The following is an 11,723-nucleotide window of genomic DNA, read 5'->3' on the forward strand; positions in this document are numbered from 1 at the left end:
CGGCCCGCGTCCGGCGTCCTTCCTCGGCGCGCCGCCGCAGGCAGCTCGCCCGGCAACGCCGGTCCAGCCGGCCCGGCCGGCGCCGCCCGCGGCGCAGCCCGCGCCCGCGCCGGTGCGCAAGGATCCCTTCGGCTTCGGAACGCCCGCCCAGCCCGCGCCCGTCGTCGCGCCGCGCCAGGACGACGACTGGAGCGACGTGGACATGGGAGAGGCGGCGCAGGCGCGCCACGAGCCGCTCGACCTCGGCCTCGGGCTCGACGCGGCGCCGCGCGCGCCCGCGCCGATCGAGCTGCCGCCGGCCGAGGCGCCCGCGCCGGAGCTCGCTCCGATGCACGAGTTCGTGCCGCCTGCGGCCACGACGGGCCACGCGCCCGCCGCGGCCTCCGCCGCCGACGGCGGCGAGACGGCGCTCCGCGACGCGCTCTCGAAGGCCTCCCGCGAGGTCATCGAGCGCATCGTATGGGAGGTGGTACCCGAGCTCGCGGAGACGATCATCCGCGAGAACCTCGACCGCCTCGTGAAGTCGCGCCAGGGCTGAGCGCCCGGCGCCATCCCGCAAGGACAACCTCATCAGGCCCTCCCGTCCGCACGCCGGGCGGGAGGGCGAATCGAGACGTCATGGAGAACGACAACCGGACCGAGCTCGCGAAGGGCTACGAGCACCGCGAGGTCGAGGCCCGCTGGTATCCCTTCTGGCTCGAGCGCGGCTACTTCCACGGCGACGAGAACGACCGCACGCGCCCGCCGTTCTCGATCGTGCTGCCGCCGCCGAACGTGACGGGCTCCCTGCACCTCGGCCACGCGCTCACGGCGACCCTCCAGGACGTCCTCATCCGCTGGAAGCGGATGAGCGGCTTCAACACCCTGTGGCTCCCCGGCACCGATCACGCCGGCATCGCCACGCAGATGATCGTGGAGAAGGAGCTCAAGAAGACGGAGAAGGTGAGCCGCCACGACCTCGGCCGCGAGGAGTTCCTCCGCCGCGTGTGGGCGTGGAAGGAGCGCTTCGGCTCGCGCATCGGCGAGCAGCACAAGGCGCTCGGCGCCTCCCTCGACTGGGAGCGCGAGCGCTTCACGATGGACGAGCGGTCCTCCCGCGCCGTGCGCGAGGTCTTCGTGCGCCTGCACGAGGAGGGGCTCGTCTACCGCGAGAAGAAGCTCATCAACTGGTGCCCCGACTGCCGCACCGCGCTCTCCGACCTCGAGGTCGAGCACGAGGAGGCGCACCCCGGCGAGCTCTGGTCGTTCGCCTATCCGCTCGCCGACGGCTCCGGCGAAATCGTGGTCGCCACCACCCGGCCGGAGACGATGCTCGGCGACACCGCCGTCGCCGTCCACCCGGAGGACGAGCGCTACCGGGGGCTCGTCGGCAAGAAGGTGCGCCACCCCCTCCTCGATCGCGAGATCCCGATCGTCGCCGACGCCATCCTCGTCGATCCGAAGTTCGGCACCGGCGCCGTGAAGGTGACGCCCGCGCACGACTTCAACGACTTCGAGGTCGGCAAGCGCCACGGGCTCGAGCAGATCACGGTCATCGGGCTCGACGGGCGGATGACCGAGGCGGCCGGGCCGCTCGCCGGCCGGGATCGGTTCGACGCGCGCGAGGAGGTGAAGCGGCTCCTCGCCGAGAAGGGGCTCGATCGCGGGACGAAGCCGCACGTCCTCCCGCTCGGCCGCTGCCAGCGCTCGCAGACCGTGCTCGAGCCGCTCCTCTCCGACCAGTGGTACGTGAAGATCGAGCCGCTCGCGCGGCCGGCGATCGAGGCGGTGGAGCAGGGGCGGACGCGCTTCATCCCGGAGCAGTGGACGAACACGTACATGGCGTGGATGCGCAACATCCACGACTGGTGCATCAGCCGCCAGCTCTGGTGGGGCCACCAGATCCCGGCCTGGTACTGTCCGGACGGCCACGTCACCGTCGCGCGCGAGACGCCGTCCGCGTGCGCCACCTGCGGCAAGGGAGCGCTGCGCCAGGACGAGGACGTGCTCGACACCTGGTTCTCGTCGGCGCTCTGGCCGTTCTCGACCATGGGCTGGCCGGACCGGACGAAGACGCTCGAGACGTTCTACCCCACGTCCGTCATGGAGACGGGGCACGACATCATCTTCTTCTGGGTCGCCCGGATGATGATGATGGGGATCCACTTCATGGGCGAGGTGCCTTTCCGGACGGTGTACCTGCACCCGATGGTGCGGGACGAGAAGGGCCAGAAGATGTCGAAGACGAAGGGGAACGTGATCGACCCCCTCGTCATCACCGAGCAGTACGGCGCGGACGCGCTCCGCTTCACGCTCGCGGCGCTCACCGCGCAGGGGCGCGACATCAAGCTCGCGAAGGACCGCATCGAGGGCTACCGCGCGTTCGCGAACAAGCTCTGGAACGCGACGCGCTTCGCGCTCATGAACCTCGAGGGCCACGTCCACCGCGACGTGGACCCCACGAAGCTCGCGATGACCCCCGCCGATCGCTGGATCCTGGCGCGCACGCAGCGCGCCGTGAACGACACCCTCGCGGCGCTCGAGGGGTTCCGCTTCAACGAGGCGGCGAGCACGGTCTACCAGTTCGTGTGGGGCGAGCTCTGCGACTGGTACATCGAGCTCGCCAAGGAGGCGCTCTACGGCGACGACGCCGGCAAGAAGGCGGCGGCGCAGGCGACGCTCACGCACACGCTCAAGACCGCGCTCCTCCTGCTGCATCCCTTCATGCCGTTCATCACCGAGGAGCTCTGGCACGTGCTCCGCGCGCGCGTCGGCGCGGACGGCTGGCCCGACTCGATCCTGGCGGCGCGCTACCCGCGTGCGGCGGAGGTGGACGAGGCCGCCGAGCGCGGGTTCGGCCCGGTGATCGGCGTCGTCGACGCCATCCGCAACATCCGCGGGGAGATGAACATCCCGTTCAAGGTCGTGCTCGAGGACGTGGAGCTCGGCTCGCTCGACGCGGAGGCCGAGGCGACCGTGCGCGAGGAGCTCGGCCGCATTCACCGGCTCGCCAATGTGAAGGACGCGCGCGTGCTCTCCGACGGGGCGGTCCCCGCGAAGCGCGGCCAGAGCGCGGTGGCCGTCGGCGCCGGCTTCGAGGTCCGCGTCGGCCTCGCCGGCGCGATCGATCTCGCGGCGGAGGCGGCGAGAATCGAGAAGGAAATCGCCAAGTTGGATCAGGATCTCGCCTCGGTCGGGAAGAAGCTCGAGAACCCCAGCTTCGTCGCGAAGGCGCCGGCGGAGGTGGTCGAGAAGGATCGCGCGCGGCTCGTCGAGCTCCGCGAAAAAAAGCACAAGCTCGAAGCGCATCGTGCAATGCTCTCGGGTTCCGAGACGCTTTCCACGAGGAGGCAATCCATGGAGAACCAGAACGAGCAGAAGCCCACGACCGAGGAGTCGCCGTCCACGCCGGCCGCGGCCGTCCAGGAGGCCGCCGGTCAGGTGCAGACGGCGGTCGCCGGGGCCGTCGAGAAGGTGGTCGCCACCGCGACGGAGATCGCGAAGGCAGCCTCGAGCGCGGTCGTCTCCGGCATCGAGGGCCTCCGCAAGGAGAAGAAGCCGGCGCGCCGCTCCGCCCGCAAGCCGGCGAAGAAGGCCGCGGCCAAGAAGGTCGCCGCGAAGCCGGCCCGCGGCGGCAAGAAGGTGGCCGCGAAGAAGGCCCCCGCTCGCAAGGCGGCGGCTCGCGGCGGCAAGAAGGCGGCTGCGAAGCGCGTCGTGAAGGCCCCGGCGCGCAAGACGGCCGCGAAGAAGGGCGCTCGCAAGGCGGCGGCGCGGCGCGGCAGGAAGTAGCACCGCGGGATGCCTCGGCTCTCGGCCCACGCGGAGCGCCTCGTCGATCTCGCGCTCGAGGAGGACCTGCTCCTCGGGGACGTCACGAGCGAGGCCACGATCGACCCGGCTGCGATGGGGGAGGGGCAGTTCCTCGTCAAGGAGGAGCTGACCCTCGCCGGGACGGCCGTCGCCGTCCGGGTCTTCGAGCGGCTCGGCGCCGAGTGCCGCTTCGATCGAGCGGACGGGGCGCGCGCCCTCCGCGGCGAGGTGGTCGGCGTGGCCACGGGGCCGGTCCGCGCGCTCCTCGCCGCCGAGCGCACCGCGCTCAACTTCCTGCAGCGCCTGTCCGGCGTCGCGTCCGCGACGCGCCGCTGCGTCGACGCGCTCGCGGCCGGCGGCACCCGGACGCGCCTCCTCGACACGCGCAAGACCACCCCGGGCTGGCGCATGCTCGAGAAGGCCGCGGTGCGGGCCGGCGGGGGGAAGAACCACCGCTTCGCCCTCGGCGACGGGATCCTCATCAAGGACAACCACGTCGCGGCCTGCGGCGGGGTGGCCGAGGCGGTGCGCCGCGCCCGCGCCCAGGCCGGCGCGATGCTCAAGATCGAGGTCGAGGTGGTGGACCTCCCGGGGCTCGAGGCGGCCGTGGCGGCGGGCGCGGACATCGTCCTGCTCGACAACATGGACGACGCCGCGATGGCCGAAGCGGTCCGTCGCGCGAACGGCCGCGTGCTCCTCGAGGCGAGCGGGAACATGACCCTGGAGCGGCTCCCGCGCGTCGCCGCGACCGGGGTCGACTTCGTCTCGATGGGTGCCATCACGCACTCGGCCCGGGCGGTCGACATCTCCTTCGAGCTCGCGTAGCGTCCTCGCAGCATGGCGGAGGCCTCGAGCAGCGAGGAGCTGGTGCTCGCCTTCCTGGCGGAGGCGGGCGACGAGTTCGTCTCGGGCGAGGCCATCTCCGGCAAGCTCGGCCTCACCCGCGCCGCCGTCTGGAAGCACGTGGACGCGCTCCGCGCGCAGGGCTACCGCATCGACGCCGTGCCCGCGCGCGGGTACCGCCTCGCGGAGGTCCCCGACCGGCTCACCGCGCTGGAGCTCCGGCCGCTGCTCAACACGCACGACCTGGGCCGGGAGCTGCACTGCCACGAGGAGCTCGGCTCGACGAACGACCGCGCCAAGGAGCTCGCCGAGGCGGGCGCCGAGCACGGGACCATCGTCGTCGCCGAGACGCAGACCGCCGGCCGGGGGCGCCGCGGCCGGGCGTGGGTCTCGCCCCCGCGCCGTAACCTCTACTTCTCCGCGATCCTCCGGCCCGACCTCTCGCCGGCCCGCGCTCCCGAGCTGACGCTCGTCGCCTCGATCGCGATCTGCGAGGCGATCCGCCAGGCGGGGGTGGAGGCGGGGATCAAGTGGCCGAACGACCTCCTCGCGTCGGGGAGGAAGCTCGCCGGCATCCTCACCGAGCTCGCCGCCGAGCCGGACCGCGTCCACTGGGTCGTGATCGGCGTCGGGGTCAACGTGAACGCGCGCGCGGAGGACTTCCCGGAGGAGCTGCGCGCGGAGGCGACGAGCCTCGCCATCGAGCGCCGCACCCCCGCGCCCCGCGCGCTCTTCGCGGCCGCCTGCTTCACCGCGCTCGAGGACTGGATCGACCGGCACGCGGAGGAGGGGTTCGGCGTCATCCGCGAGGCCTGGCGCGAGCGCTCCGTCACCCTGGGCCGCGAGGTGACCGTGAGGACGGACGGGCGCGAGATCGTGGGGATCGCCGAGGACATCGACGCGACCGGCGCGCTCCTCGTGCGCGGGCGCGCGGGCGTGGAGCGGATCCTCTCGGGCGACGTCGCCCTGCTCCGGCCGCGATAGCGGCCCGGGAGGCGCCGACCGCGTTGACCCCGGCTGGGAGGCGACGCTAGGCTCCGGCCGTGCTGCTCGCCATCGACGTCGGCAACACCAACACCGTCCTGGGTGCCTACGAGGGCGCCTCGCTCCGCCATCACTGGCGGATCGAGACGAGCCACACCCGGACCTACGACGAATACGGCATCCTGGCCCGCCAGCTCTTCGCCGCCGCCGGGCTCGACCCCGCGGCCGTGACGGCGGTGGCGATCTCGAGCGTCGTGCCGCCCCTCGCCTTCACCCTGGAGCAGATGTCGCTCCGGTACTTCAAGGTGAAGCCGCTCTTCGTCGGCCCCGGCGTGAAGACCGGGATGTCCATCCTGTACGAGAACCCGCGCGAGGTCGGGGCGGACCGGGTGGTGAACGCGGTCGCCGCGTACGAGCGGTGGCGCTGCGGGCTCATCGTGGTCGACTTCGGCACCGCGACCACGTTCGACGCGGTCTCGCCGAAGGGCGAGTACCTGGGCGGCGCGATCTGCCCCGGCATCGCCATCTCGATGGACGCCCTGTTCCGGCACGCGTCGAAGCTCCCGCGCGTCGAGTTCCAGAAGCCGCCGCACGTGGTGGGCAAGAACACCGTCGCGTCCATCCAGAGCGGCCTCGTGTACGGCTACGTCGGCCTGGTGGACGGGATCTGCGCGCGGATGGCGGACGAGCTCGGCTTCGGCCCCAAGGTGGTCGCCACCGGCGGGCTCGCCGCGCTCATCGCCGGCGTCTCGAAGACCATCACCGAGGTGGACGAGCACCTCACGCTCGACGGCCTGCGCCTCCTCCACGAGCGGAACCGGTGACGGAGCCCCTCTCCCCGCCACGGGCCGCCCCCGAGCCGGCGGGCGACGCCGCCCTCGAGGAGGGGCTCGCCGCGTTCGCCGCCCGCGACGTCGACGGCGCCCACGCCGCCTTCGAGCGCGCGTTCCGGCGCGACTCGCGCGCGCCGCGGGCGATGTCCTGGTACGGCGTCACCCTCGTCCTCGTCGAGCGGAACTCGAACCTGGGCGTCTCGCTGTGCGACCAGGCGGTGCGCGCCTCGGGCCCGGACCCGGAGCTCCTGCTCAACCTGGCGCGGGTGCACCTCGCCCTCAACCAGCGCGACCGCTCCGTCCGCGCCATCGCGCGCGGGCTCGAGCTGTGGCCCCGCGACGTCCGGCTCCTCGCCGCCCGGGAGGCGCTCGGCACCCGGAGCGACCCGGTGCTGCCGTTCCTCTCCCGCAAGAACCCCCTCAACCGGACGCTCGGCAAGCTGCGCCACCGCTGGCGCCGGCGCCGCGCGCCGGTCTACGAGGTGTCGCCCGTCGCGCTCGGCTCACCGGCCGAGGCGCCGGAGGCGCCCTGAACGGACGATCCGATCGGATCGCGAGCCGTCGTCTAGGAGCCGAGATGCCCGGGTGTCCGCTGCCGCTCGACACGCTGCCGAAGCCGCTCCAGAAGCACGCCGACGAGAAGGCGCCGGCGGCGCTGCGGACGATGGGCGCGAAGGGGCTCGTCCCCGCCGTCGCGCCCGGGGACCTCGTCACGCTCCTCTGGTTCCTGTCGTTCGACGGCGACGCGACCGTCGCCGCCACGGCGCAGAAGACGGCGGAGGGGCTCCCCGACAAGCTCTGGGGCGTGGCCCTGCGCGCCGAGGGGGTCCCGGGGCAGGTCCTCGACTGGCTCGCCGACAGGCTCGCCGGCAAGGACGCCGCGCTCGAGCTCGTGCTCCTCAACCCGGCGACGCCGGACGCCACCGTGGCGCGCCTCGCGGCCTCGGTGTCGCAGCGGCTCGTCGACATCGTCCGCCAGAACGAGCTCAGGCTCCTGCGCTGCGACGAGATCATCCGCGCCCTGTGCCGGAACCCGAGCGCGCTCGCCTCGACGGTGGACGGCGCGTGCGACTTCTGCGTCCGGAACGGCCTCACGCTGCTCGACGTCCCGCAGCTCGTCGCGGCGCACGTGCGGATCCACGGGGTGGACCCGAGCGCGAGGGCGCCCGAGCCGGTCGAGACCGCGGCCGCCCTGATGCGCGACTACGGCGCGGAGCTGGCCCAGGAGCAGGGCGCGGCCGCGGCGGCGCAGACGGCCGAGGACGAGAAGAAGAAGCTCAACATCACGCAGCGGGTCATGCGCATGTCGGTGGCCGAGAAGATCAAGCTCGCCACCCTCGGCAACAAGGAGGCGCGCACGCTCCTCCTGCGCGACTCCAACAAGCTCGTGTCGATGGCGGCCGCGACGAGCCCCCGCATCACGGACGGTGAGATCCTCGGCCTCGCCAACTCGCGGACGGTGAGCTCGGACGTGCTCCGGTACATCTACTCGAACCGGGAGTTCACGCGGACCTACGCGATCAAGATCTCGCTCGTGAAGAACCCGAAGGTCCCGCTGCCGACGGCGCTGAAGATGATGTACACGCTGCAGGAGAAGGACATCAAGGAGCTCGCCCGAGACCGGAACGTCCCCCAGACGATCCAGGCGCAGGCGAAGTCCTTCCTGATGAAGAAGGAGGCCGCCGCGCGCGGCCCCGCGATGGGCAAGCACTAGCGGCCGCCGCCGAGCAGGGACCACGACCCAGATGACGCAACCGACGCAGGCGCCCGCGGGCGCGACCCCGGGCGCAGCCTCGGGGGCCACCTCGGCCGCGCCGGTGCGCGTGGGCCGGGCGCTGTGGCTGTCCGCCGCGACCATGATCTCGCGCGTCCTCGGCCTCGCGCGGGACCAGCTCTTCGCGATCCTCATCGGCGCGAACCGGTTCTCCGACGCCTTCGTGGTCGCGTTCCGGATCCCGAACCTCCTGCGGGACCTCTTCGCGGAGGGGGCGCTCTCCTCCGCGTTCGTCCCGGCGTTCGCCGACGCGCACCGGAACCGCGGCCGCGAGGCCGCCTACCGGCTCGGGAACGCCGTCGTCGCGCTCGTGCTCCTCGCGGTCGGGATCCTCACCGCGCTCGGGGTCGTCTTCGCGGGCGGGCTCGTGGCGGTGATCGCGCCGGGCCTCGAGGCGTCCGGCCTCGCCGCGCTGCTCGCGCGGATCATGATGCCTTTCCTGCTCCTCGTGTCGCTCGCCGCGGTGGCGATGGGCATGCTGAACGCGCAGAGCCGCTTCACCGCGCCGGCGATCGCCCCCGCGCTCTTCAACGTGGGCTCCATCGCGGTGGGGCTCGGGCTGTGGGCGGCGGGCTGGCCGCCCGAGCGCGCGGTGGTCGGCTGGGCGGTGGGGACGATGGTCGGCGGGGTGATGCAGCTCGCCGCCCAGCTCCCGGCGCTCCACGCGCTCGGCTTCCGGATCCGGCCGACCCTGGCGCGCGACGCGCTCGCCGACCCGGGGCTGCGCCGGATCGGCAGGCTCATGGGGGCCGCGGTCGTCGGCCTCTCCGCGACCCAGGTGAACATCCTCGTGAACACGGTCTTCGCGTCGCACCAGGTGGGCGCGAACACGTGGCTGCAGATGGCCTTCCGGCTCATGCAGCTCCCGCTCGGCGTGTTCGGCGTCGCGATCGCGACGGTGGCGGGGGCGGGGGTCGCGCAGCGCGCCGCCGCGCGCGACATGCCGGCGGTGAAGGCGACACTCGGGGCGGCGATGCGGCACGTGGCGTTCCTGAACGTGCCGTCCGCGGTGGGGCTCGCGGTCCTGGCGCGCCCGATCATCTCCATGATCTACGAGCACGGCCGATTCCGCCCGGAGGACACGGCGGCGACGGCGCAGGCGCTCGTGTTCTACGCGATCGGGCTGTACGCGTACTCGGGCGTGAAGGTGTTCGCGCCCGCCTTCTACGCGCTCGACGAGGCGCGGGTGCCGGTCGTCGGCAGCGTCCTCGGGATGGCGTCGAACGTGGCGCTCAACGTGACGCTCTGGCCCGTGCTCGGCTTCCGCGGCGTGGCGCTCGGGACCTCGATCGCCGCCGGGGTGAACTTCCTCGTGCTCGCCTTCGCCTGGCGGCGCCGCCACGGCGGCCTGGGCGGCGTCGGGATCGCGGCCCAGCTCGGGCGCGTGCTCGTCGCGACCGCCGTGCTCGGCGTCGCCGCGTGGGCGACCGAGCATGGGCTCTCGCGCCTGCTCGGCGCGGGGGGCGGGCTCGGGCGCCAGCTCTCGCTCGGGCTCGTCCCCGTAGCCGCGGGAGGCCTCGCCTACCTCGCCGCCGCGCGCGCGCTCGGCATCGCCGAGCTGACGGAGCTCCTCGGAGCCGTACGTCGGCGGCGCGCGGCGCGCCGCTGAGGCCCGCCGCCCGCCCGGGCGCTCCGTCGCGAGCCTCGAGCCCCGGGGGGGTGCAGGACGATCCGCCGGCCACCGGGACGCCCGTCCGGACCGCCGCCGCCGCCTCCACGGGGCTTTGGCGCGTCCGGCACGTTGCCTCTACCTTGCCGAGAGGATCCCTTTCACGCTCGAGGTTGGCACATGGAGAACGGCGGCAGCACCGTGTCGCACATGAGGCAAGGTGCGGGCGACATCGCCCAGGACGTACAGGATCGGATCGAGGAGCTCCGCGGGTACGCGGAGGACGCGGGCGAGATCGTCCGGAACTTCGCGCGCGCGCGCCCGGTCGCGGCGATCGCGATCGCCGCCGGGCTGGGCTTCGTGCTCGGCAGGCTCATGTCGCGGACCTGAGCGCGCCCATGGACGACCGAGGGACGAGGGGGGCGGGAGACATGGCGGCGATGGACGACATGAACGAGGTGGGCGAGACGCTGAAGTCGGTGAGCCGCCAGGCCCGCGACGCGGTGACGCGGTTCGCCGAGCAGGTCGAGCTCGAGCGGCACATGCAGGAGCGGCCGATGGCCGTCCTGGGGGTCGCCGCCGCGGCCGGGTTCGTCCTCGGAGGCGGGCTGTGGCCGGTCATGCGCCCGTTCGTGAAGGCGGCGGCGCGCGCGGCGCTCTCGCCCACGAACCTGATCGCGATCGGAGCCGCGCTCGGCGCCATGCGGGCCGCGAGCGGCGGCGACGAGATGTCGCAGGAGATCCCCGGAGCCGAGACGCACTAAACGGCCGAGCACGATTCGCGAACAGGCGAGTGAAACCCCGCGAGACCGCGTCGCAGTGGGGCTCGCTTGGGGTCGGAAGTTGACCGCCCGGGAGGGCGGCCACACCCTAGACGCTCGCAATCGCGAGGTGAACGAGATGATGGACGTGACGCGAGGCGCGCACGGGGAGCTGGTCATTCGTATCGGTGGAACGTTCGACGGGCGGGCCGCGACGCGCCTCACCGGCTGGCTCGGCGAGATCCCCTCGAGCGACGCGCTCGTCGTCGACTTCTCGCAGGTGCGGGACTGCCAGGACTTCGGCCTCGCCGCCGTCGCGCGCGATCTCGCGCAGCGCGGCGAACGCCTCCAGCTCCGCGGCCTCACGCGCCACCAGCAGCGGATGCTCCGCTACTTCGGCCTGGATCTCCGCCTGCACGGAGAGCTTCACGAAGAGGAAGAGGCGCTGGGGTAGGCCGCGCTACTCGCGAGGGGGCGCCGCGCGCGGGTCCTTCGCTCCCGGCTCCGCCGGCGCACCCTCGTCGAGGAGCTGCGCCGCGATCGCGAGCGCCTTGCGCACCTTGTCGCGCACCTTCTCGTCGCCCTTGATCTTCTGGTAGGCGCGGAGCACGCGCTCCTCGTTCTTGGCGTTCGCCGCCTCGAGCTCCTGCACGCGCTTGCGGAGCTCGACGGTGCGCTTCTCCGCCTCGCCGCGGGCGCCCTCGGCCTCTCCGCGCGCGACGACGAGGTCGGTCCGGAGCGCGTCGAGCTCCTGCTCGAGCGCCTCCGCGCGGGCGATCGCGCCGGAGGCCTTGGCGGACTCCTCGCCCTTGCGCCGCGCCTCGGCCTCGGCGAGCTCCGCGCGGCGCTCGGCGTCCGCCGCCCGGCGGCGCGCCTCGGCCGCGTCGCCCTCGGCGCGACGGGCCTGCGCCGAGAGCGCGTCGATCTTCTCGCGCGCGCCGGCGAGCGCGGCCTCCGCGTCGGCGGTTCGCGCGCGCGCGTCCTCGAGCTCGCGCTCGAGCCGCCCCACGTCGGCGCGGGCCGCGGAGCCGGAGGTCGCCGGCGCGGGCAGCTCGTCGAGGAGGGGGATGCCCGCGGCGCGGAGGAGGTCTGCGCTCGCGCCGCGGACGGGGGCGCGCGGAGCCGGCCGG

Annotated in this window: 10 protein-coding genes and 2 pseudogenes; 11 read left to right on the forward strand and 1 reads right to left on the reverse strand. The window is 73.5% G+C overall.

Annotated features, from left to right (window positions below; translation table 11 throughout):
• From MNY60_RS22020 to MNY60_RS22070, 11 genes and pseudogenes are all read left to right on the forward strand, one after another.
• Positions 1 to 538 (forward strand): annotated as a pseudogene (locus MNY60_RS22020) (response regulator); the annotation flags it as partial.
• Positions 539 to 618: 80 nt separating this feature from the next.
• On the forward strand, positions 619 to 3,768 hold the full coding sequence (locus MNY60_RS22025) for a valine--tRNA ligase (protein WP_242361905.1): 3,150 nt from the start codon (positions 619 to 621) through the stop codon (positions 3,766 to 3,768).
• 9 nt (positions 3,769 to 3,777) lie between these two features.
• Complete coding sequence (nadC, locus tag MNY60_RS22030) at positions 3,778 to 4,614, forward strand: carboxylating nicotinate-nucleotide diphosphorylase (RefSeq protein ID WP_242341087.1); 837 nt, start codon at positions 3,778 to 3,780, stop codon at positions 4,612 to 4,614.
• Positions 4,615 to 4,626: 12 nt separating this feature from the next.
• The gene (locus tag MNY60_RS22035) at positions 4,627 to 5,616 is read left to right on the forward strand and encodes a biotin--[acetyl-CoA-carboxylase] ligase (protein ID WP_242341088.1); all 990 of its coding nucleotides are present in this window, start codon (positions 4,627 to 4,629) and stop codon (positions 5,614 to 5,616) included.
• Positions 5,617 to 5,675: 59 nt separating this feature from the next.
• Positions 5,676 to 6,440: a type III pantothenate kinase gene (locus MNY60_RS22040; RefSeq protein ID WP_242341089.1), complete on the forward strand. Its 765-nt coding sequence runs from the start codon at positions 5,676 to 5,678 to the stop codon at positions 6,438 to 6,440.
• Positions 6,437 to 6,982, forward strand: coding sequence for a M48 family metallopeptidase (locus MNY60_RS22045; RefSeq protein WP_242341090.1), 546 nt, complete (start codon positions 6,437 to 6,439; stop codon positions 6,980 to 6,982). Before MNY60_RS22040 ends, MNY60_RS22045 begins: the two co-directional genes overlap by 4 nt.
• 44 nt (positions 6,983 to 7,026) lie before the next feature.
• Entirely contained in the window at positions 7,027 to 8,163 is a 1,137-nt protein-coding gene (locus MNY60_RS22050) for a hypothetical protein (protein WP_242341091.1), read from the forward strand.
• A 31-nt stretch (positions 8,164 to 8,194) separates the two neighbouring features.
• Positions 8,195 to 9,832 carry a murein biosynthesis integral membrane protein MurJ gene (gene murJ / locus MNY60_RS22055; RefSeq protein WP_242341092.1) on the forward strand — a complete coding sequence of 546 codons (1,638 nt, stop codon included), beginning with the start codon at positions 8,195 to 8,197 and terminating at the stop codon, positions 9,830 to 9,832.
• 180 nt (positions 9,833 to 10,012) lie between these two features.
• Positions 10,013 to 10,222, forward strand: coding sequence for a hypothetical protein (locus MNY60_RS22060; RefSeq protein WP_242361906.1), 210 nt, complete (start codon positions 10,013 to 10,015; stop codon positions 10,220 to 10,222).
• 50 nt (positions 10,223 to 10,272) lie between these two features.
• The gene (locus MNY60_RS22065) at positions 10,273 to 10,596 is read left to right on the forward strand and encodes a hypothetical protein (protein WP_242356699.1); all 324 of its coding nucleotides are present in this window, start codon (positions 10,273 to 10,275) and stop codon (positions 10,594 to 10,596) included.
• A gap of 136 nt (positions 10,597 to 10,732) precedes the next feature.
• Positions 10,733 to 11,047, forward strand: coding sequence for an STAS domain-containing protein (locus tag MNY60_RS22070; RefSeq protein ID WP_242356697.1), 315 nt, complete (start codon positions 10,733 to 10,735; stop codon positions 11,045 to 11,047).
• Positions 11,048 to 11,053: 6 nt separating this feature from the next.
• On the opposite strand, the pseudogene MNY60_RS22075 reads toward MNY60_RS22070, so the two are convergent.
• Positions 11,054 to 11,723, reverse strand: a pseudogene (locus tag MNY60_RS22075) (response regulator); the annotation flags it as partial.

The organism is Anaeromyxobacter sp. SG17 (assembly GCF_022690695.1).
In the GTDB taxonomy this organism is placed as follows: Bacteria; Myxococcota; Myxococcia; order Myxococcales; family Anaeromyxobacteraceae; genus Anaeromyxobacter; species Anaeromyxobacter soli.